The sequence below is a fragment of the Alicyclobacillus macrosporangiidus CPP55 genome, from assembly GCF_000702485.1.
GTDB classification, from domain to species: domain Bacteria; phylum Bacillota; class Bacilli; order Alicyclobacillales; family Alicyclobacillaceae; genus Alicyclobacillus_H; species Alicyclobacillus_H macrosporangiidus_B.
Genome location: NZ_JNIL01000001.1, coordinates 2,709,518 through 2,730,996, shown reverse-complemented (window position 1 = coordinate 2,730,996; position 21,479 = coordinate 2,709,518). Strand labels below are relative to the sequence as shown.

Annotated in this window: 22 protein-coding genes and 2 pseudogenes; 9 read left to right on the top strand and 15 right to left on the bottom strand. The window is 56.6% G+C overall.

Annotated elements, in window-relative coordinates:
• Positions 1–92: 92 nt before the first annotated feature.
• The 12 genes from N687_RS0113630 to N687_RS0113575 all read right to left on the bottom strand — a co-directional run bounded on the left by N687_RS0113630 (position 93) and on the right by N687_RS0113575 (position 11,186).
• Entirely contained in the window at positions 93–935 is an 843-nt protein-coding gene (locus N687_RS0113630; protein ID WP_029422374.1) for an N-acyl homoserine lactonase family protein, read from the bottom strand.
• Positions 932–1,534: an NAD(P)H-dependent oxidoreductase gene (locus N687_RS0113625; protein ID WP_029422373.1), complete on the bottom strand. Its 603-nt coding sequence runs from the start codon at positions 1,532–1,534 to the stop codon at positions 932–934. Before N687_RS0113625 ends, N687_RS0113630 begins: the two co-directional genes overlap by 4 nt.
• 106 nt (positions 1,535–1,640) lie before the next feature.
• A complete protein-coding gene (locus N687_RS0113620) occupies positions 1,641–2,234 on the bottom strand; it encodes a TetR/AcrR family transcriptional regulator (protein WP_035462292.1) in 594 nt (197 codons plus the stop codon).
• 557 nt (positions 2,235–2,791) lie between these two features.
• Entirely contained in the window at positions 2,792–3,823 is a 1,032-nt protein-coding gene (locus tag N687_RS0113615; RefSeq protein WP_197029286.1) for a DUF4855 domain-containing protein, read from the bottom strand.
• A gap of 54 nt (positions 3,824–3,877) precedes the next feature.
• Positions 3,878–4,870: a glycosyltransferase family 4 protein gene (locus tag N687_RS0113610; RefSeq protein WP_029422370.1), complete on the bottom strand. Its 993-nt coding sequence runs from the start codon at positions 4,868–4,870 to the stop codon at positions 3,878–3,880.
• A complete protein-coding gene (locus N687_RS0113605; protein ID WP_081841396.1) occupies positions 4,867–5,958 on the bottom strand; it encodes a DUF4855 domain-containing protein in 1,092 nt (363 codons plus the stop codon). Before N687_RS0113605 ends, N687_RS0113610 begins: the two co-directional genes overlap by 4 nt.
• Positions 5,876–6,877, bottom strand: a complete 1,002-nt coding sequence (locus N687_RS0113600; protein WP_029422368.1) for a glycosyltransferase — start codon at positions 6,875–6,877, stop codon at positions 5,876–5,878. Before N687_RS0113600 ends, N687_RS0113605 begins: the two co-directional genes overlap by 83 nt.
• Before the next feature lie 63 nt (positions 6,878–6,940).
• A complete protein-coding gene (locus N687_RS0113595) occupies positions 6,941–8,053 on the bottom strand; it encodes a DegT/DnrJ/EryC1/StrS family aminotransferase (RefSeq protein WP_029422367.1) in 1,113 nt (370 codons plus the stop codon).
• Positions 8,013–8,828, bottom strand: a complete 816-nt coding sequence (locus N687_RS0113590) for an acyltransferase (protein ID WP_156040151.1) — start codon at positions 8,826–8,828, stop codon at positions 8,013–8,015. Before N687_RS0113590 ends, N687_RS0113595 begins: the two co-directional genes overlap by 41 nt.
• Positions 8,829–8,848: 20 nt before the next feature.
• Positions 8,849–9,802, bottom strand: coding sequence for an NAD-dependent epimerase/dehydratase family protein (locus tag N687_RS0113585; RefSeq protein ID WP_029422365.1), 954 nt, complete (start codon positions 9,800–9,802; stop codon positions 8,849–8,851).
• Positions 9,775–10,869 (bottom strand): Gfo/Idh/MocA family protein, encoded by a 1,095-nt coding sequence (locus N687_RS0113580; protein ID WP_029422364.1) that lies wholly within the window; start codon positions 10,867–10,869, stop codon positions 9,775–9,777. Before N687_RS0113580 ends, N687_RS0113585 begins: the two co-directional genes overlap by 28 nt.
• The gene (locus N687_RS0113575; protein WP_029422363.1) at positions 10,866–11,186 is read right to left on the bottom strand and encodes a hypothetical protein; all 321 of its coding nucleotides are present in this window, start codon (positions 11,184–11,186) and stop codon (positions 10,866–10,868) included. Before N687_RS0113575 ends, N687_RS0113580 begins: the two co-directional genes overlap by 4 nt.
• A 550-nt stretch (positions 11,187–11,736) precedes the next feature.
• Here N687_RS0113575 and N687_RS25555 point away from each other — a divergent pair.
• Positions 11,737–11,854: pseudogene (locus tag N687_RS25555) on the top strand (IS481 family transposase); the annotation flags it as partial.
• A gap of 128 nt (positions 11,855–11,982) precedes the next feature.
• On the opposite strand, the gene N687_RS0113565 reads toward N687_RS25555, so the two are convergent.
• The 3 genes from N687_RS0113565 to N687_RS0113555 form a co-directional block, all read right to left on the bottom strand.
• Positions 11,983–12,429, bottom strand: a complete 447-nt coding sequence (locus N687_RS0113565; protein ID WP_331280139.1) for a hypothetical protein — start codon at positions 12,427–12,429, stop codon at positions 11,983–11,985.
• A 70-nt stretch (positions 12,430–12,499) separates the two neighbouring features.
• The gene (locus N687_RS0113560; RefSeq protein ID WP_029422361.1) at positions 12,500–13,099 is read right to left on the bottom strand and encodes a TetR/AcrR family transcriptional regulator; all 600 of its coding nucleotides are present in this window, start codon (positions 13,097–13,099) and stop codon (positions 12,500–12,502) included.
• Positions 13,100–13,358: 259 nt separating this feature from the next.
• Entirely contained in the window at positions 13,359–14,534 is a 1,176-nt protein-coding gene (locus tag N687_RS0113555; RefSeq protein ID WP_029422360.1) for a mandelate racemase/muconate lactonizing enzyme family protein, read from the bottom strand.
• Positions 14,535–14,654: 120 nt separating this feature from the next.
• Between N687_RS0113555 and N687_RS25315 the strand changes: the two are divergent.
• From N687_RS25315 to N687_RS0113525, 8 genes and pseudogenes are all read left to right on the top strand, one after another.
• Positions 14,655–14,891: pseudogene (locus N687_RS25315) on the top strand (hypothetical protein); the annotation flags it as partial.
• A gap of 64 nt (positions 14,892–14,955) precedes the next feature.
• Positions 14,956–16,545 (top strand): Rieske (2Fe-2S) protein, encoded by a 1,590-nt coding sequence (locus tag N687_RS21205; RefSeq protein WP_051663249.1) that lies wholly within the window; start codon positions 14,956–14,958, stop codon positions 16,543–16,545.
• A 59-nt stretch (positions 16,546–16,604) separates the two neighbouring features.
• On the top strand, positions 16,605–17,276 hold the full coding sequence (locus N687_RS0113545; RefSeq protein WP_231493621.1) for a response regulator transcription factor: 672 nt from the start codon (positions 16,605–16,607) through the stop codon (positions 17,274–17,276).
• Between the two features lie 9 nt (positions 17,277–17,285).
• Complete coding sequence (locus tag N687_RS0113540; protein ID WP_035462288.1) at positions 17,286–18,485, top strand: sensor histidine kinase; 1,200 nt, start codon at positions 17,286–17,288, stop codon at positions 18,483–18,485.
• 69 nt (positions 18,486–18,554) lie between these two features.
• Positions 18,555–19,016, top strand: coding sequence for a DUF2231 domain-containing protein (locus tag N687_RS0113535; RefSeq protein WP_029422357.1), 462 nt, complete (start codon positions 18,555–18,557; stop codon positions 19,014–19,016).
• Positions 19,017–19,169: 153 nt separating this feature from the next.
• A complete protein-coding gene (locus tag N687_RS25550; RefSeq protein WP_081841394.1) occupies positions 19,170–19,850 on the top strand; it encodes a peptidoglycan-binding protein in 681 nt (226 codons plus the stop codon).
• An 8-nt stretch (positions 19,851–19,858) separates the two neighbouring features.
• The gene (locus tag N687_RS23220; protein ID WP_029422356.1) at positions 19,859–20,782 is read left to right on the top strand and encodes an FAD:protein FMN transferase; all 924 of its coding nucleotides are present in this window, start codon (positions 19,859–19,861) and stop codon (positions 20,780–20,782) included.
• Positions 20,770–21,429, top strand: coding sequence for a ferric reductase-like transmembrane domain-containing protein (locus N687_RS0113525; protein ID WP_035462285.1), 660 nt, complete (start codon positions 20,770–20,772; stop codon positions 21,427–21,429). The genes N687_RS23220 and N687_RS0113525 overlap by 13 nt, the downstream gene beginning before the upstream one ends.
• Positions 21,430–21,479: the final 50 nt, after the last annotated feature.

Below are 21,479 nucleotides of genomic sequence, written 5' to 3'. Positions count from 1 at the left end.
TATGTCTGGGGAATGATGCGCGATGATTTTGGGGATCTGAATCCGCTGTTTGTGGGGAATCTAGCGCGATTTTTTTGGGGAGTTTTAATCCGCTATTGACAGTATTGATATTCGGTGTGATCATGGGTCGGCACGATGACCATATTCGGTAACGAACGACGAAGTTTCTGGATCCGCCGGATGGAATTCATATAATCCTCCAACCATGCGGCATTTACGGTGATGGCCCGTACTTGATCCACCGCCAGATGGCGCAAGGTGTACAAACTGTCTCCGGCTAGAAATAGCTGATACTCGCCCAGATTCAGCAGCAAACTTGCATGCCCACAGCTGTGGCCCGGAGTCGGAACCATGATGATCGTCCCATCCCCGAATACATCCTGGCTCGAGTCAAAGCTGTGAAATCCCCCGGACGAAAATTCTATGAAGCTCCAGTTCCTGACCATGGACATCGACGGTTGGTAATATAGTGGTATCAAACCGAACAATTTTTTGTGTCTTCCATCCCATTCGACTTTTGGCACCATCACCGTGGCGTTCGGAAAATACCTCAGGCATCCGACATGGTCTTCGTGAAGGTGGGTCAAGATCAGGTTCCGGATATCGTTACACTCGTAACCAAGCCGCTTCAGCTGAACTGGCAGTTCCTGGTCTTCAGGCAACACGTACTCATCGGAATCCAGGATGAGGCGGGCAATTCCCCGATAGTACCGATCATGTTCACGGGCTTGCTCCGCATGGATCCCCGCGTCCACAAAGATTGGCCCGTGCTGCGGATGTTCGATCAGGTATACATGAATCGGGACCTTGATAAAGTGCTTTTTATCCGTGGCAAATTTCCACACGCCTCTGAGTCCTACCCAGCCTTCCAGCCCACCATAAAATTGACCATACGGCACCTTCGTGTACCCTGTTTGCAATGGATAGACCTTCATCGGTACGCCCTCCTGTCCACTCCCAGCCGGTACCGGACCTGACGATATACGTATTCTAACCATTTTCTCCGTCGGCTCTCTTTGGTATGCTTTACCCCCGCGAACATGAACCGCTTCACTGGGCGAAAGCCGCAAAACTTGAGTGTTGCTTCTCCGACCGCGATCCACTCAGCACTTCTCCGGAAAAACCTCGCATACCACCATGGAGAATCCATTGTATAAAAGACCCAGGCGGATTTGCCCCGTAACAACCCCTTCGGAACTGGTCCTTCGTATGTGAATGCAAATCCGGAAGCAAGAACCCTGTCAAAAAATCCTTTCAATATGGCTGGTGGGCCGTACCACCACACTGGATAAATGAAGATGAGGTGGTCAGCTCTCTTTATCAGTTCACGGTAGTGGGCAGTTTCCGGATCGTCTTTTAGGTCACTGCGCCTTATATGGTCGTTGAACTCGAGGACCGGATTGAATCCGTCTTTATAGAGGTCAACGGTGGTAAACGTGTGACCTCCGTCTTTGAGTCCCCGTTCGACCTGCTCCAACACGGCAGCGTTCAAGCTCTTCGGGTTTGGATGAGCATAAATAACGAGTACATTCACGACGCTCACTCCCGGTTCTTGGTTAATTGGATGACCAACCAACTCAACTTACATAAAACGCTTTAGAGATGTGTTCTGTAACCCCTCGCCTGGATCAAGACCCGGTTCATTCCTCTCCCCTTGGCTCCAGTTGTGATTTCAGGTATCCCATACCCATCTGACTGAGCACACGATAAGCGCCGTCAAGGTCAAACTCCGGGTCTATCAACGACTGCAACGCCAAACCGTCAAAGCACGCAAGCAAGATTGCAGATATTGCTGCCGCATTCGGGACAGACTGTCCCGCTATCGCCTGTATTGCCTCTTCGATCCCCTCTTTCCCCCTCAACAAAAGTTCTTTGACCCCCTCCTGAATCGTGGTATGCCGGAGGCCAAGTACAAACAGCTCATATCGCAACCGATACCAGTCTGGATGCGTGCGCACACGTTCCTTCGATTCTGCTAATGCAGCATTGGCGAGTTCGTCCCCATTGACGGATTGCCGCAATCGCTCCATTCGAGCGTAATACTCCTCAGTGGCTTCCCGGACCACCGCTGCCAATAGGTCCTCTTTGCTGGTGAAGTAATAGTGAACCAGTCCAGGAGACAGTCCGGCTTTACGAGCAATGTCCTTGATGGATGTCGCTTCGTATCCGTTCGCCGCCAGAACCTGGTATGCTGCGTCAATAAGCCGCTTTCTCGTGTTGCCATCCTTCGACATGATATCACTCCGTGTTGATTGGTTATACAACCAATATCGTTGATCAGCATGCCTGTCAAGATCCAGTGAGCCGGCGGTCCTCAGAAATGACAAGCTTTGCGGTGTCCCGGTACCCGCCGAGCAGTTTGTACAGCGGAATTTTGGTCGCCTTGCCGATGATATCTTAGAGGGCGATGTCGATCCTGGCGCATCGCGGCCAACAGCCCGTTAACTGCCCCATGTTGCTCGGATCGCTTGGCGTCTGCAGCGCGGAGCAAGGTTGTACAAAGACAGCTAGACGTTGTGGACGGCGTCTAGACAAGGCATGAGGAGCTGTCGCAACGAGGTAGACACGTTGGGAACGAACCAACGACATCACTTCAGATTGGCATGTTAAGAACGGGGGGCGGCCACCCCCCACTTCCACAGAACATTGAAAGATTCCTACACATCACGTCCGAACACGGGTGATCTGTTCAGCACCTTGTTCATCGACAAGAGTAAAACGGGGTTGCCCAACTGTTCGGGTGACCCAAGAACTCAAACGTAGAAGCGCAGTGCAACCCCCGCCAACCTCGTCAGTATCGCATGGTCGGATACGTCCACTTCTGATAAATTCCTTTCACAAAGCTGTAGACAGCAACGTAGACTGGAAGCCGATTCTGGTAGAGGTCACGTGGACTCACCTGGTCAAACGTCATCACTGTGAACGCCTGCCGCATATATCCGTTGTAGGCAGGCAGTCCACGGTTCAAGTAGTCATAAATGTGGTTCTCGTCATACAGCAACCCCTTCCCACACACGACTTGCATACCGCACCGATAGGCCTGTGCAAACATGGATGCGTGGTCAATCCAGTTCCAGTCAAGTGCAGTGTTCCCGTAGTAATTGGGATGCAGAGCAATCACATCGAACCCAAGGTCGGACCACTCGATGACGTGGCCCGAACCGTAGTTGGTGAGCCACATGAACTGTCTGCCAAAGGCATGCACCACCGTACTCACCATGGGAATAAAGTCGGCGTCCACATCCCCAACCACTTCCCGCGGCCAACGAAATCCCCGCAAACGGAGGGGGCCCTCCAGCCCGGAAGTCTCCCAGCGCAAGACAAACTGGCCAATCCACCAGTTGACGGCCGTCAGCCGGTCCACCTTACTCTGGAAGTCGAGCGTCGCGCCGCTCACCGTTCCGAAATCGGACTGGCGGGAGTCGGGATACGGCAGCGTCACCCAGACGTCCACTGGCGTGCAGGGTAACGGCGACTGTTGCACCACATCCTTTAGTGCGTGTAAATGAAAGCCGGGACGAAACAGTTCATCTAACCATTCCGCCCAATCGGCCATGTTCGACGCCGGCTCGAACCCCGTGAACACCGGGTTCAGAAAGCGGCCACTGAGAGCCCGATTCGGAGAAAAGAGGAAAGCGCGAAACAGTGTGTCACACGGACGGCCGTCTATCAAGTAAAATAGATAGTCTGCCAAGTCACTGGCGCTCCATCGGCGATACCCGCTTCTCAGCAGGTCGTCGCCGCACGTCAGGTGAACTACCGGACTTTCGTTGTCGTGAACGTTCCACGGAAGGTATGTGTTGGGTCCCAGTTTCGCCTCCACCATTGACTCTCCTCCATTCAGCTGGTCCCTCTTGATTCATGGAATCACATCAACTCAATTTGAAAGCTCACTGTAAACGCGAAGCAACTGCTGCACCACCACTTCGGCCGCATGATACCGTTCGGCGTACAGCCTTCCCTGTCTTCCTTTCTCCACCCGCAGCACCGGGTTCTGGATGAGTTCCTTCAGCGCATCGTAAACCTGGTCCGGGTTGGCCGAGACAATCGGCGGAATCTCCGGAAATGTCTTGACCAGGTCTTCCCGGATGTATCCAATCACGGGCTTGCCGAGACTCATCGCCTCCACCGCCAACAGGCCGTACGATCCGCACAGAATCTGATCCACCACGATGTCGGCGCTGCGGTACAAGGCCAGCGCCGCTGTGTTGCTGACCTTTTCAACCCGCTGGTACCTGAAACGCAGACCTTGCTCGCGGAGTCTCTCGATGGCCTCCTCGATGTACTTTGTTCCCTTGAACAAGGGATTCGTGGGGGCGTGTACTATCAACGGACAGTCCTCCTCCGCAGAAGGAGGGCTGGGCGGCACCGAGCGGACATCCAAAGCAATCGGCACGACGTGCACGCGTTTGTAGTAGGAAGCCACATAAGAATAGACCTCGTAGTCCTGCACAATGGCGTGCTGGACATAGCGTGTCAGTTGCGTCAGAGTTTGATGAATCCGCTCAGGCGGGGGCGAGTCCCCCGTATACACGTACGGATTGTTCGCCGAAGCCAACGCGTGGGTCCGAACGTCGTTTCCCCAGTGGTGCATCACCATCGGTTTTCCGAGGCGGAAAATCTCCGGCAGGTCCGCAAAGTCTGGAGCCATGGTCTGCCCGTAGTGAAAGTGAAACACGTCAAAGTTCTTGATGGCGTCGCCCATCATCGATTCGAGTTCGTACGGGTCTACGTTGTAAATGTGATCGCGGTACCCCAGATAACTGTGAAACGTGTTGTACGCTGTCGACTCGATGCCCACTCGCGCCAGTGCCTTTGTCAAAATCCCCATCTGACCCGCGATCTCGGTCGGACACTGGAGAACTCTCATGCCCTCGCACCTCCCTTCGGATCCACATCCTGGGCTTCAGCTCCGCGGATGTACTGATACAATGCCATATACGCAGGCTCGGCTTGCTGGCACCACTCGCGAACCAGACCAAACGGCAGTTCAAACAGTTGAACCGCCTCCCTAATCCGGTTCTCCGCGATCTGCAGCAAGTCGGCAAATGAATCAGAATGCCTCGTGCTGTCCCACGCGAGGACTACCCCGTGCCCGTGCTGTTCGGCAAATTCCGCCGCGGCGTCGATCCGGTGGATGTCGCGGGCGATGAGTGGCCGGTTCAGACACAGGTCGAAGCCGAGTTCACCAGCCCTGTCTGCGCCCTCCGTCTTGTCGTGATAACACCACATCAGCTTCAGTTGGTTGCCGTGAACCCACTCGGCGACGTGCCGGATCACGCCGTGGTCCGCCGGCCACAACATGCTTCGCGTCCATGCGAATCCACGGAACACCACTCGGTGCGAAGGAGTGCGCAACGACGTCTGCCGCCACCCGGCGACGACCTGTTCCATCCACCAAACCACGGCCGCGGTTCTGTGCTCCGGGTTGGTCTGGAAGTTCAGGTGCCCGCCTCGGACCGTCCCGAAGCAGGGTTGATTTTCGAACGGATACGGCAGTGCAATCCAGAGGTCAACCTGTTTCCCAGCAGGCAGTCGTTGCGAGGCCTGCATCAGGGCTGGGACGTTCTGCTCCGGACGAAACAGTTCCTCGACAACTTCCAGCCAGGTCCCTGCCGTCGGAGGTTTACCAAATCCCATCGATCGAGGCGAGATCATTTCACCCTGACACGTGAGATCAGCTTCAAACAGGACACCTTCGAAAAGGTGGTCCAGAACTTTACCCGACTGCACAAGGGCGACACAGGGAAGGAGATGGTCAACCCCCCAGTGCCGGCACCGGGGGTCAGACGGGGAGCAGAGAATTCCACACCGCACGATGTGCGGTTGAAGACCTGACTCCACCGCGGTCAGAAACCCCACGGACACTCCCCCCTTACTGCTTCTCCTGCAGGATTTCCTCGTAAATCCGAATGAGTCGTTGGACGACCACACCCGTATCGTGGTACTTCTCAGCATACTGCCGCCCCTGCATGCCGAGCTTCCGCCTGCGCTTGGGATTGGAAATCAGTGCGGCCAGGGTGACTTCCAGCGTATCCGGGTCGGCGGACACGATGGGAAGCTGGCCAGGATAAGTGTGGCGCAGGTCGTCCCGAATGTAGGCAATCACGGGTTTGCCGATCGCCATGGCTTCCACGCTAAGTAGGCCGTACGTCCCGCACATCAGTTGGTCAATGACGATGTCCGCCCGCTCATACCAACTCATCGCCGCTTTGTGGCTCATTTTTTCGATCCGCCTGTACTCAAACCGGTACCGGCTCCGCAGGTTATCGATGGCCTTCTCCACGTAGCGGGTGCCCTTGAACTCGTCACTCGTCGGAGCGTGCACAATCAGCGGACAGTGATTGGACACATCTGGATAAACCGGCTGGAGAGCTTTCGTGTCAACCGCCAGTGGCAACTCGTACACCCGCTTGTAGTAGGGAGCGATAAATTCGTTCAGCTCATGGTCTTGGATGATGGCGTAATCGATATACTGTGACAGCGTGGCCAGCTTGGCACGAATCTGTTCAGGCGTATGGTACGAAGGCGGCAATGGATACTTCTGTCTCCGATTGAGGATTTCCACGTCGCGCACGTCGTTACCCCAGTGATGCATGACCATGGGTTTCCCCAACGACTTCAACATCGGTAAGTCACGATACTCCGGCAACATCGTGTCTCCGTTGTGAAAATGAATGATATCGGCCGCTCTCACCAAGGGTTCAAATACGTGCATCAATTCATAGGCGTCGGTCTGGACAATCGGACTGTCGTATTGAAGGTAGGTGTGAAACCAGTTGTATCCGTTCGCCGTCCAGCCAAAGTTGCGCAGACCCTGGCAGAGCGCCCCCATCTGGCCCGCAATTTCAATTGGAGCGTGCAGAACTGTAGGCATCGTCATTCACCTGCCATTTCTTTGGGATGATGACATCGGAACATGTGCCTTGGCCCGACCCTGTCACGATTCGGCGGTTGCCGAAAAGCGGCTAATCGACTCGATGACATGGTCCTGCTGGTCTGTGCCGAGCCACGGATACAGCGGCAACGACAGGCAGTGTTCAGCAAGGTACTCGGCGACCGGAAAATCCCCCCGTTGATAGCCGAACCCACGCAGGGCGGGCTGCAGGTGCATCGGCAACGGATAGTACACCTGGGTCTCAATGCCCTTTTCCGCCAGTGCGGCTTTCAACGCGTCTCTTGGCTCCGTCACTATCGTGTACAGGTGATACACGTGCCGTGCCTGGGCGGGAGCGAAGGGAACCTTTAGCGGCAGGTCGCGAAGTCCCTCGTCATAACGCCGCGCAAGCGACCGCCGCTGCTCCGTCCATTCGTCCAACTTCCTCAGCTTCACCCGCAGCACGGCGGCCTGAATTTCGTCCAATCGGCTGTTCCATCCGCACTCCTCGTGCACGTATTTCTGCACACTCCCGTGGACGCGTAAGCGGCGCAGCCGCTGCGCCAGCTCTTCATCCTGCGTCAGAACCATTCCTCCGTCGCCACACCCTCCCAGGTTCTTGGTCGGGAAAAACGACAGTGTCGCCGCATTGCCACAAGTGCCTACCCCGTTCCCCTCCCAGGTCGCCCCAATCGCCTGGCACGCATCCTCAAGGACGAGCAGGCGGTATGCCTTCGCCAGTTGGAGAATCCCCGGCATATCCGCCATAAGCCCGAATATGTGAACCGGGAGGATGGCCTTGGTCCTGTTGGTGATCCGCGATTCAACGGTCTGCGCAGTGATGGTGAACGTATGCGGGTCCACATCGGCAAATACGGGGACCGCGCCGACCTGCAGAATCGCTTCGACGGTGGCAAAAAATGTGAAAGGGCTGGTGATGACCTCATCTCCCCTGCCCACCCCGAGCGCGTAAAGAGACAAGACCAAGGCGTCCGTCCCGTTGCCGACCGCCACACCGGACCGGGTGCCGCAATAGGCCGGGACTTCTTGCTCCAGAGCCGAGACTTCACTTCCCAGGATGTAGCGGCCACTTGTCAGGACGCGTTCCACAGCTGCCTGGAGCTCGTGCCTCAATTCATTCGATAGGTGACTGAGATCCATGAACGGTACCTTCACCGGTCTCCCTCCCTTGTTCACTGTCTCTCCGCGCGGGTTGCGGACCAATGTCCGCGTCCGCAGCTTCCAGACGCTTCCCCGTTACGCGAGCGGGGACACCGACCACCACCTCGTTTGGAGGGACGTCTCGCGTCACCACGGCCCCCGCTCCCACAATGGCTGCTGCCCCGATGCGCACCCCCGGGAGGAGCGTGGCGTTGTTCCCAATGCGCGCTCCCGTTTCAATGCAGGGGCCGCGGTACGGGTAGGGTACCAGACCCATGAATTTGTCGTTGGACGTGGACACCTCCGGTCCCACAAACACGTCATCCTCCAAGACCGAATCCCCCGTGATGTAAGCACCTGTCTGGATCACGACGCGTTTGCCGATCCGGGTGTTCAGTTCGACAGTGGCGGATCTGCCGATGACCGAATCGGATCCTACGAAGACGCCTTCCCGAACCGATGCGAGATCTCCGACCAAGACACCGTCTTCCAGAACTGATCCGGCGGACAGTACGGCGCATGAACCAATGGCGGCATCCGCGCCGATACGCAACGGCAGCGCGATTTGCGGTTTTCTCTTTATCCGGCGATTGGTCATCGGTGGTTTCCCCAACACGCTGTTCGCCCCTACTGTGGTCCGGCTCCCAATCTCGGTGCGTTCATGAATGACGACGTTGTCTCCAATCTCGACGTCATCGCCAATCACGACATGGGCATGGATTACCACATGCCTACCGATTCTGCACCGTTCTCCGACTTGCGCAGTCGGATGAATCACATATTCCTGCATACCACTCACCTCCAATCAGCTCAGCTCTGGTGTTGGTTCAAGAACCATTCCCACGTGATTTTCAGTCCGTCGTTCAGGGTCTGGGTCGGCTGCCAACCGGTCAGGGACCGTATTGCTGTCGCATCCATGACTCTGCGGTAGATGCTGTCCACTTTCCGCTTCTCGCGGTGAACGACCGGATGGTGGGGCTTCCCCACTGTGTTCATGACCAGCTGGGCGAGGGCGTTTACCGACGTTTCAATGCCGGTCCCCACATTCAACACCCGTCCCGTGGTCCGTTCCGAAACCCCTGCCAGGAGCGCGGCGTGAATGGCATCGTCGACAAAGGTGAAATCCCGGGTTTGCGTGCCGTCCCCATATATTGTCAACTGCTCCCCGTCCAGGATAGCCTGCATGAATTTGGAGACCACTCCGCAGTACGGGTTGGAACTCGTTTGACCAGGACCGTAGACATTGGAAAACCGGAGACACGTAACGGGCAGGCCGAACGACCGGCCGTACGCCACCGCAAACAGCTCACCCGACAATTTGCTGGCTGCGTACGGAACGGACACATCGTACGTTCCTTCCTTGATCGGCATCACGGGGCTGTTCCCGTAAACAGACGCTGTCGACGCATACACCCATCTGCGGATCCGCCCGCGATGTGCCAGACTGTTCAACAGCAGTTGCACGGTGCCGTGGGTGTTGACAAGATAGTCGGATTCCGGCTGTTCAACGGACAAGACGATGTTCCTGGCGGCGAAGTGAAAGACGTAGTCGACGTTTGAAAGGAGTTCTCGGAGCAGACATCCGTCGCACACCGAGCCCTTGATCAATGTGACGTTCCCTGAGCTGGGTACTGCTTCGGCTCGCCCCGTGGACAAGTCGTCCACCACCCAGATGTGGCCGGCATTGGCAGCCAATCGTTCGACCAGCCGGCTCCCGAGAAAGCCGGCGCCACCCGTCACGAGAATGTTGGCCCCTTTGTACACGCATGCTCCCTCCCTTCCGATGTGAACGTGTTGTTCATTTGTAGCGTGGAGAAATTTTCCACAGGCAGGCGAACCCCCCTGTGCCGCAGCCACGACGAGTAGACGCCGAAAATGGTCTCCAACGCGTGCAGCGCTTCCTTGCCGCTGACAAAGGGATCGCGATTCTCCGCAACCGCTTCGGAAAAATCCTTGTACAATCGGGAGTACGGATCGACGTTCACGAATTCCGGAATGGGCTCCTCTTCCACTTTCCAGGACGTGGGTTGCATCGTCTTCCCGGACAGCGTGAATACGCCGCGCGTGCCGACCAGGGTAATGTGTTCTTCCGAGTGGCCCTTTGGAGCGCAAACTGTTGCCGTGAGGGTCGCGACTCCCCCGTCCGCGGTGGCCACAACCGCCGCAGCGGTGTCCTCCGCCTCCATCGGTCTCAGCAGCCGTTGAACATGTCCCTGTACGCATACGGGGTTGCCCATGAACCAAAGCAACAGATCGATGTCGTGAATCGCTTGATTTAACAGCACTCCGCCGTCCATCGCCCAGGTGCCGCGCCACGGAATCGATTGGTAATACTCGTCTGTCCGGTTGTAAACCAGGGACACGGTGCCAGAGACGAGCTGACCGAGCTTACCGCTCGAAACCATGGTCCGGATTTGCTGCAAATGAGGGTAGAAACGCTTCTGGTGGCACACGGCAAGTTTGCGTCCCGTCTCCACAGACAGCTCTACCAGGGACCTGGCCTCCCCCGCCGAGAGAGCCATCGGCTTTTCCAGAATGACGTGTTTTCCGGCCTTCAAGGCTGCGAACGCGATGGCCGCGTGCAATCCGCTCGGCACTGTGATCGACACCGCGTCAATCCCACTGTCCTCCAAGAGCGGCGCGTAGGTACTGCACACCTGCACCGGGTCCGTGTCCGCCCTGTCCACCAGACGACGGTACCTGTCTGCCAGCTCCTCTGCGCGGCGGACTTCCGTGTCGCACACCGCGGTTAGCCGGATACCGGGGACCTGCGCCAGCCCCTGGATGTGTTTCGCGCCGATGTACCCACAACCGATGATTGCGACGTTCATTGGTACCACCTCAGAGCCGGACAACCCTTCAACGGCGTTGGTACACAAGCAATAATGGTGTCCACGTCCGTGACCGTCGCAAACTCATGGATGCAGGTCAACGCTCCAGACTGGACCGGTCGAGCCACGTCGTGATCCCTAATGTCAGGCAAATAGCTTGTTCCTAGTTGCAGCAGGGATATCTTTGCAAGATCAATATCGAGGCCCGTGACGCGCAACCCGCTGTTCCAAAACTGCATCGCCAGCGGCAATCCGACGAAACCGAGCCCGACCACATATACTTGTCCAAACGAATCCTGCGAGTTTTCTGGATGCACTCTCCCTCTCCCCCTTCGTTTCGATGTTGAAGCCATTGTACGAACCGGTGAAGGGAGATGAGACAGACAAGCGGCCAATGTGGACAAATTGGACGGTGTCCGCAGCGGATTCACGTCACTCGAGGAGCCACGACCAATCGATGCCAATCTGAGGAAGGTTCTGATCCAGCTGCGTGTGGTAGACTCCTTCGAGAGCCGGAATCACTTTCCGGCGTCTCCCTTCGTCCGTGAACCCGCTGCAGATTCCATGCCGAGCGGTCCAATTGTTGAGACCTTCCAGCATCGCCCATGACGCGACCGCGATTGAACAACCGGTTTAACGACACCGCTCTGAAGCTCCCCACCGTTTGCACGGCCTGCACCGAATGATTCCGAACTCGCCTTTTCGGATCCATACGTTTAACCGCATGCAAGATAACTTGCAGCAGGCCTTGGATCTGGCGCAAAGCCTGAGAAATGGACTTCTGACGACACTTCAACTGCTCCGGTATGTTCATCCAGAACGTGTACTCCAAGCCTGTCAATCGCTTAAACCATTGTCGCGGGCTGTCCGAAAACGGACACTTTTTTGCATCGAATCCGTATTGCATGCAGGGAGAAGTTTGTATGAGGCTGTCGAGGAGCTACAGGCTGACCTAGATGCATGGCTGATATATTACAACACCGAGTGATCGCATCGAGGCTATTGCAACATGGGAATGAGGCCGACCGAGCCGCAGGCCCCCAGTTCTGACCGGGCCTCGGCTGCGTACATCATGCGATTCGCCCTGGATGGGTCACCTCTTTAGCCCGCGTTCTAGATCCCTGCCACAAGAACGGCGGCCAAAAATACGATTTGCAGTACCGTACGCAGGGCGAGGGGAGTAACGGGCTTGCCGGCGATGGTCATCCGCTTGCGTGCGGCATGTATGTTTGCGGGGAACATCGCCGCGAGCAGTATCGCAAGGCAGATGGAAGCATAACGCGCAACTGTGGGTATCATCATTCCGATGGCGCCAGCGATCTCGAGCCGTCCCGTGACGGCGACGATCCATTCCGGCTTCGGAAAAACTCGCGGCACCAAGCGGATCAAATCGCGACGTCTTTTGCCCCAATGAGCCGAGGCGGTAAACAAGAACATAACGGCCACTGCGGCTCGTAATGACGTCTGCCAATTGTCGAAGTACGGCCACGCGGCGACGCCGACGAGGCGGAACAAGGCGAGAGAACAGACCTGCACAAGAAACGGAGCCACAAGGATCACCGTTTTTCACGCCTCATCGACAGTCATTCGGTACAGGCTCACAACAGGCAGCAAGGAGGCAATCGTCCCCCTACTGTTGTTTGGGTTGAAGCATGTCGGCCATCAAGGCGGCAAAAGCACTGCTGTCGAAAGCGAAACGGTCAGAGGATACCGCGCTGCGCACACGGAGTCCCAAAGATATTACTACAAACAAGTCTGCCGTTTTCGCGGCATCGACGGATGGAGGGATTACCCCTGCCAACTGACCAGCGACAATACACTGCTTCGATACCTCCAATGCCTGTTCGTAGAACCGTCGAATCACCTCTCTCACCTCGGGCTGATCACTCTGCCCCAACAGGTACGTGAACACTTGATTGGCCACATCGTTCGGTTCTTCCAGTTCCGGCAAGCGGTCAATGATTTCCTGCATCGGTCCGGAAAACGATTTTGCCTGTTTTGCTGTCGCCTCTAAAAAACGCCGATTCGTATCTTCAAGCCTTTCCTTCAGAACCCAACTGAAGAGTTCATCTTTGCTTTTGACATAGTGGAAAATCGCTCCCTTGGACAGGCCCGTACGTTCCATGATGTCGCTCAATGTGGTCTGGGCACATCCTTTTTCGCGGATCAATTCTTTGGTCGCATCGAGCAACAGGCGGGTCGTCCGTTCCCGTTTGAGCTCGCGTTTCATCGTATTGAATTGGTCCCCTTTCAGCGAGTCGTGCGTTGATGAATTCATTTACATGATATATACCGACCGTCGGTTTGTAAATAGTCGAAAGTACCGGCGACCGTGAGCGTGGACGTCTGGTTCGCCGAAACGAGGACCTCGAGCAAGTCTGACTCCGATAGTCCGAAACTGGGACGCTCCATGCCCCTGCCCCCCCCCCCTGCAGCCCCGTCTGATGACACCTCTTCCTCCATTGTACCTGGACGAGGCTGAGCAGAGGTCATGGCACCCTGTACTTGTCGACCGTCGCTTGATTCAGCGTCACGCCAAGTCCTGGTCGGTTCGGCACCCGCACGTACCCGCGTGCGTCGATGTCCAACGGTTCCTCGAACAACAGCGTACGCAGGTCGTTCCGGTTTTGATCAAACTCAATCAACCCGCCGTTTGGGATCGACGCGATGAAGTGAAGGTTGGCCACCAGGCTCAGGCCTGACGAGAACACGTGCGGGATGACCGGCAAGTGAAACGCATGCGCCAAGGCCGCCACCTTACGGCTCTCCGTAAAGCCGCCCGACCAAATCACGTCCGGCTGCACGATATCGACCGCCCGGCGTAGAATCAGTTCCCGAAACTGCGGCAGGCTGAAGCACGTCTCGTACCCGGCCACCGGGACGTCCAGCGCTGCCGCCACCTGGGCGCTGCCGTCCAGGTCGTCCGTGTCGACCGGCTCCTCGAACCAGTGGATCCCAAAGCGTTCGAGCGCGCGCCCCATTTGAATCGCGATCGACGGCGTCCACGCGTTGTTGGCGTCGACGGCGATCCGCACCCGCGGCCCCACCGCTTCCCGGACCCGCCGCACCCGCTCCAGGTCTTCCTCGAGGGTCACGGCGGCGTAGTCGGACATCGGCGTGTTGTGCAGCGGGTTCAGCATTACGTCACGGTTACGGCCGACCTTGATTTTCACGTGTCTGAATCCCCTGTCGACGTAACCGGCGCACTCGGCGGCCAAGTCGTCAGGCGTCTTGTCGGCCGCGTAGAAACCGGCGCTGGCGTACGCCTCCACCTCGTCCCGGTACCCGCCGAGCAGCTTGTACAGCGGCGTTTTCGTGGCCTTGCCGATGATGTCGTAGAGGGCGATGTCGATCCCGCTGATGGCCATGTACAGAATCCCGCCACGGCCATGCTGATGGGATGGGATGGCCATCTTTCGCCACAGGTACTCCACCCGAAACGGGTCCTCGCCGATCAGGCGCGGCGCCAGCTCATGGCGGATCACAGCCTCCGTCGACTCCATGGGCCCGCCGTAACAGGCCGCCTCCCCGATCCCGGTGGTGCCCTCGTCCGTGTGGATCTGAACCAATACCAGGTTACGCTCCGGCATAAAGTGAATGGCGTCCGCCATCGGTGGGTCTACCGGGAACGACAGTTTCACGACTTCAACTGCGGTAATCTTCATGCTCGCTCCACCTCGCTGAACCACGCGTCTTCCGATGATTCAAACAGACTTCGTGGTCGATCCCTTCGTGAAGCGGCACGGGAAATTCTTTTCCATCACGGACGGATATTGGTTGCAGCAATGACTCGGATGTCTGGATACCTTCCGGGGCCGCACTTTCACCGTACCGGTCCTAAGACGAAAGGCGTATTTCCGCCACTTGCGCCCCGCCAGTATGATGTGGATGCAACACAAACAAACTCCCGGAGAGGGTGGGCAATGACGGATTCGATTCACGCGGGAACCGTGGAAGAAATCCAACGCAAAGGAAGCAAGGTGATTCCGGGAGGCATTTTGGTCTTCTCCCACGAGGGAGTCCTGTGCGCCATGGACAACCGCTGCCCGCATATGGGCTTCCCGCTGCATCAGGGGACGTTGTGCGATGGCATTTCTCACCTGCCATTGGCACCACGCGCGGTTCGATGTATTGAGCGGCGGAACGCTCGATCCGTGGGCGGACGACGTTCCCACGTATGCCGTGCACGTTGTGGACGGGCAGGTGTGGGTGGATCCAAGACCCACGCAGAAGCGCAGCGTCGAGCGGCATTGGCGGAGGCTGAGGGAAGGCCTGGAACAAAACATCCCTCTGATCATCGCGAAATCCGTGATCGCGCTGGTAGAAGCCGGTGTTCCCGAAGACGAGATTGCGCAGCTCGGGGTTCAGTGGGGCACCGCCCAGCGCTCGGCGGGCTGGGGACCAGGGCTCACCATCCTCACCGCAATGGCGGGCGTCCTGCCGCGATTGGACACCTATGGCCGCATCCTCGCGTTGTTTCAGGGCCTGGTGCACGTTGCTCGCGACTGCTCCGGCCGGCCGCCGCGATACCTCTTGCAGCCGCTCCCGGACACGGATGTTTCGTTGGAGAGGCTCGCGTCCTGGTACCGCCAGTGCGTCGAAGTCCGGGACACCGAGGGAGCGGAGCGGATTTTGTTAACGGCCATCCAAAAGGGTGCCAGTCTGCGCACCATCGCTGACATGATGTTGGTCGCCGCGACAGACCACTTTTACCTGAACGGGGGCCACACGTTCGACTTCCACAACAAGGCGTTTGAAGTGCTCGAACGAGCGGAACCCAAGCGCAACATGGGCCAAGGCTCGGACAGGGAAGACCACGCACCCACCCCTCCGGCTGACGAAGAGGACAACGGCCTGCGCGAGCGTGTGCTGACCTCCCTTCTTCCACTGCTCGCCCATCCCATGCGGAGCGAGGAGCTTCAGAATTGGCGCGCTCCAGTGTACCTGGTGACGCCCTTGCAGCAGACGTTCGCGGAGCTGCCCGAAATTCTCGAGGCCGCCGGTGCGAGAGCCGGGGAAGGCACCGAAGTTGAACTGGATGAAGCGGCTTTTGTCAACCAGGTACTCAGCGACCAACCGCTGGTGACCGTTGCGCGGATCACAGACGCGCTCCGGAGCGGTGTTCCGCCAGTTCGCATCGCGCAACTGGTGGCGTTGGCTACGGCAGAGCGGATCGCGCGGTTTCACGTACAAAACGATTTCTCCGACTGGATCGCCGTGCTGCACACGTTCACGCACGCGCACGCAGTGCACGAGCGCTTGCTTCGCGGGTCCCATGCGCTCGTTGTCCGTGCGGTGTACCACACCGCCATGCGCATCTATCTGGACCGTTTTCTGAACATTCCATCCGCCCCCGCACCGAACGCCGATCGCGCTGCGGCGGCGGGAGCGTCGCTTCACCTCGAAGAATTGCTCGACCTCATGAATAAGCGCCAGCTCGTCGCGGAAGCGGCGAATTGGGTAGCGCACTACCTGAACCGGGGCGGTGACGTCGACGCGCTCTTCAACACGCTGGGACACGCGCTGTTGCGGGAGGACGCCGAGTTCCACTCGTTTCAAATGTACGAAGCCACCGTCCAGGAGTACGCGCATTGGGACGCATCGCCAAGCCCACTTGCGGCGCACGCGACACGCCCTTTTCACTTTCACCACCAGACGACCAAGGATTGGAGTTGATACAGGGTCAACTGGGGTGCAAAACTGAAAACATACAAAGGGAGGGTTTCGCGTTGCGAGTGCTCGTGATTGAAGACGACGTTCGTCTCGCCCGCGCGCTTAAGGATCTCTTACAAAAGCACGAGTTTGAAGTGGATCACACCCACACGGTGTTCAACGCAATCGATCTTGCGTTGACCAACGCCTACGACTGCATCGTTGTGGATGTCATGCTTCCAGACGGGGACGGTATGGATCTGGTTTCAAAGGTGCGAAAGTTGAAAATCCACACACCGATTCTCATGCTCACAGCGCGAAATGAGCCCGCAGACAGAGTCAACGGACTGAATGCGGGCGCAGATGATTATCTCGGCAAGCCTTTTGACTCCAGTGAGTTCATCGCCCGAATCGAGGCGCTGATTCGGCGCGCCGGCGGATACACGTCCGTCGACGATGTCACGCTTGGACAGGCCACCCTTCACAGAAATTCGCGGACATTGGAGTACCACGGGAACATCCTCGAATTATCCAGCAAGGAATACTCACTCCTGGAGTGCCTCATGCGCCATCCAAATCAAGTGTTGACTCGCGATCAACTGATCCATCATGTTTGGGGTCCAGACGCCGACCTGGCAGACAATGCGCTCGACACCTACGTGTACTTTTTACGTAAAAAATGTGCTCAATTAGGCATTAAGAATATCATCAAAACGGTGCGGGGCCAGGGGTATATGATCCACCCCAACTTATAGGTGAGAAACATGTTGAAACGTTTTTATTTGCAAATATCGTTCCTGATGATCTTGGGCACCGTGGTGCTGCTTTCCTGTTTTGGAGGTTTCGTCTATCTGGAACTGGCCCGCCAACTGCGTATGGAATCGGACGCGAGCTTGCGTTCCGAGTTTGCAGAAGTACATGACCGTCTGCTGACCGTCAGCCGCATCTCCGAAGACGTTTTTCGATTGTTGGACACCACCGACGATAAGGGAATGAGTGTGTATACACTGATCCATACATCGAGCGGAAATTACGTGTCGGACAACTCCCCCGTTGCGCCAGCCACTCTATTGGCCCACGCGAGCGATGGGCATTTGACAAGTATGGTGTATGGCGGTCGGCACTATCGCATATTCTCCGATTCGTTCGTCAAACCGGGCGAATCCGTACAGATTGTGACGTACGAGTCGACAGAGCAAACCTATGTTACGCTCCACCACGTTCGGGACCTTCTGTTGCTTGTCGGCTCTGTCGGCGTATTAGGCGCTGTTTTGTTTCACTTGTGGATAGCGAGAAAGGCGCTGATTCCTGCGCAAAAGACCTGGAAAGCCCATCAGGACATGCTGGTAGAGCTGTCCCACGAATTGCAGACACCGCTGGCGACAATGAACGCCATTGTGGCGACGCACGTGGCGGATAAGGAGATTCAGGACGACCTGTCGAGAGAGATCCTGGAGGCTTCCACCTTGGTCAAGGATATTCTGTACCTTTCCCGACTCAATGCGGAGTCATTTCAAGTTCATTTGCAGCCGGTTGCGGTGTCGGATCTGACGGACGAGGTGATTGAGCGCTTCAGGCCGCTTCTCCAACAACACAGGATTGAACTCTCAGGTTCCTCTCAACCGGGACTCTTTGTGATGTCAACACCGGAAATGTGGACCCGGCTGATCAGCATCGTGTGCAAGAATGTAGTGGATCACGCGGAGGAGGGGACAGAGGCAACATGGTCTCTCAAATCCCAGTCGCACATGATTCAGTTTCGTTTGCAGAACCGAGCCCGGAGCACACCTGACGCGGGGATTCACGCCCGGGATATCACGCGCGGAGTCGGAATGAAAATTGCCAACCGGATCCTCGAAGAAATGCAAGGGAATATCGACATACGGACGGATGGTCCGTGGGTGGTCACGACCATCGTTGTTCCGCAAAAGATAAAACTTGAATTCCAGCGTTCTCATCCGTAACGCTGAATGCTCTTGAGGTTGTTTTGAAGTAGGATCCGTATCCTGTTCCCTCAGGAGGGGATAGGGTGCATGACAAGCCTGTATCGTTTGTTTCCGCCTACCATTCACCCCATGGTTGTACACTTCACCATTGCCACCGTCTACTTGGCTGGCTTGGCGGGCATTGTCAGTCTCTTTTACCGCAAGAGTGACTTTGCCGTCAAGTCGTTCCTCATTTTATTGGTTTTCAGCGTTCTATCTGTGGGGGCGGCTGGTGTTGCCGGCGCGATCAGCGGTTCTTATCTCAGCCATGTGCCCCGCAGCGCGGTGCACATCTTGCACACACACAAGGACTACGGGGAATGGACTGGCGTTTTCGCAGTCGCTGCGCTGGTATTCCAAGGCTGGCGTGTATGGAAAAACCCGCAGCGTTTTCAACCGTCCGTGTTGGCTGTAATTTTCTCCATGGCTGCAGTTGTCATGGTGAGTGCAGCAGGACACCTCGGGGGCACACTCGTTTACACCGACGGTTTAGGCGTGCATTTACCTTGACATGCGACGAAGTCTCCCCTGGCTGGATATGATGCACCAAAGATACGTGGTGCTGGGTTTTCGTTCTGGCACCGCGTTTCTTCGTTCAACGGTATCGGTTTGAATTTCGTTTGATGTACGGGATGTACCATGTGACACGAGGAGGGTGGATCGATGGGTACGAACCAAGAAAAACAGATCGCCCGGCAACGCAGGGAACGCAAGTTGCGTTTGTGGCTAACTACTCTCTCTTGGGGTACGCCTGTGATGGCCTTTGGGTCACTGTTCGCCACTTGGCATCACATTGCCGCAACGGCCCCTTCGCTTCATGCGTCGTCCACGAAGTCACCTGTACTCAAGCCACTGGTCCCGCAACCAAACCAATCTGACAATACGGGTGCCGATGTGGAGAAGATACTTTATGCGATTGGTTCACAAGGCCCACAGGTGGGAGCGATTCAGCAGCAATTGTCCCTTCTGGGCTACTTCCATCACCCTATCACGCAGTACTACGGCGCGATGACTGCGGAGTCTGTAAGGGCGTTCCAGGCTGAACACCAGCTTCCGCCAACTGGAACGATTGACCAAAATACACTGACGGCGATACAAAACGCTGTGAAACAAGCGCGTGTCGCCGGATTGACGCAGTCTGTATCGAACGATCCAGTGAACTCCGCACAGCCACCCAAAACATCCAGCCAAATCCCTCACGCGACGAGTCCTCGGAGACATTCGTCTGTTTCCGCGCCGACACCACGGCCATCCAGCACTCCCGTGGCACGGCCAGCCCCTGGTTCTGGAAGTGCGCGATTGAGCCACCAATCCAAGCCCGATGCCACTTCATCCGGATCGTGAGCCATGCCATGAGCCATGTGACATTCCAAGCCATGGGCACACAGGTGGAAATTGTGATCCCGCAGGGCCTGTCTGCATCAGCCAATGTCGGTCATGCGGTGCAACGTGCCCGAAACACAGTCGGTCAATTGGAGGCTCTGCTGTCGCGGTTTCGGCCAGACAGCGATGTCAGCCGGGTCAATTCAGCCCCTGGACGGTGGGTGCCTGTACATCCTGCCACCGTGGAAGTTCTTCGGCTTGCCAGACAATCTTTCGAGCACACGAAAGGTCTGTTCAATCCATGTTTGGGACATGTTCTCGAGAATATTGGATATGACGTGTCTTTCCACCGGATTGCAGACCAACCCGTCGTCCGAGTCACAGATGATGCATCTCCATTTGTAGCGCCGTTGGTTTGTCCCTTTGAAATCGATGCGGTAAAGGCCGAGGTGCTTTTATACCCCGGATACAAAATCGACTTGGGGGGCATCGCAAAAGGGTGGATTGTTCAACAGGCGGCTTTGATCTTAAGGCAACAAGGTATCTCTCAGTTTTTATTCAACGCCGGTGGAGACATGATTTGCTGCGGGACGAATGGTCACCGGCCGTGGTGCGTGGCCATCGCAGATCCGTACGGTTCCCACGGTTCGCACGTGATCACACTGGATGTTTCCGATGTGGCGGTGGCTACGAGCGGCACGTATCGTCGAAGGTGGACGCAGGACGGAAAGACCGTGCATCACATCCTCGATCCGTTTCTTGGTGTGCCGGTTGAGTCGGATGTGGTCTCCTGTACAGTCATTCATCAGGACCTCGTTCAAGCCGAGGTGATGGCGAAGGTCGGTTTGCTGTTGGGTTCTGAGCGCGGACGAAGATGGCTGGCCGATGAATCATTGGCCGGCTGGGTGCTTGTGTTGAATACGGGTGAGGTGATCCATGCGTGGAACTCTTGAATGAACGTCAACGGTTTCCGTTTGGTCTTGTTTGTGCAGTCACCATCATCATCAGTCTTGGTTCATTTGCAGCCATGCACGCGGCGAATCCAGGTCGGAGCACCGTCAATAAGTTCTACTGGTACATGGCCAGATCTTCAGGATTTACGTCGTATTGGTTGCTGTCTCTGGCGGTCTTGCTCGGCGTTTCGACGACCAGTGCCTTGTGGGATAAATGGAAACTCCGCAAACTGATGACGCAGATGCATCAATACGCTGCACTGTTGGTCCTTCCATTTCTCTTTTTCCATCTTTGGGGCCTTTACCAAGACACATCTGTCCCGTTTGGTGTACCGGAACTGCTGATAGCATTCACCGCGAAGTATCGCCCTGTTTACACAGGTTTTGGCGTTTTGACACTCTACGGTTGGGGCTTGCTGGTTGTTACATCATACATCAGAGAAAAGATGCCCGTTAAGATGTGGCGAACCATACATTACTCGTCGTTCCCCATGTTCATTTTGGTGACACTGCACGGACTTCTCACCGGAACGGATAGTCACCGAGTCTGGGCGGTGGCTGTCTACCTGATTCCCTCTATGTTGTTCATTGTGCTGGTGGTGAAGCGATTGTGGCCTCGGTCCGGGTTGAAAGTGGGACAGAAATGAGCCGTTCGCTCATTACCTAGGGTCTGCTGAACGAGTCTTTTGACCAACCC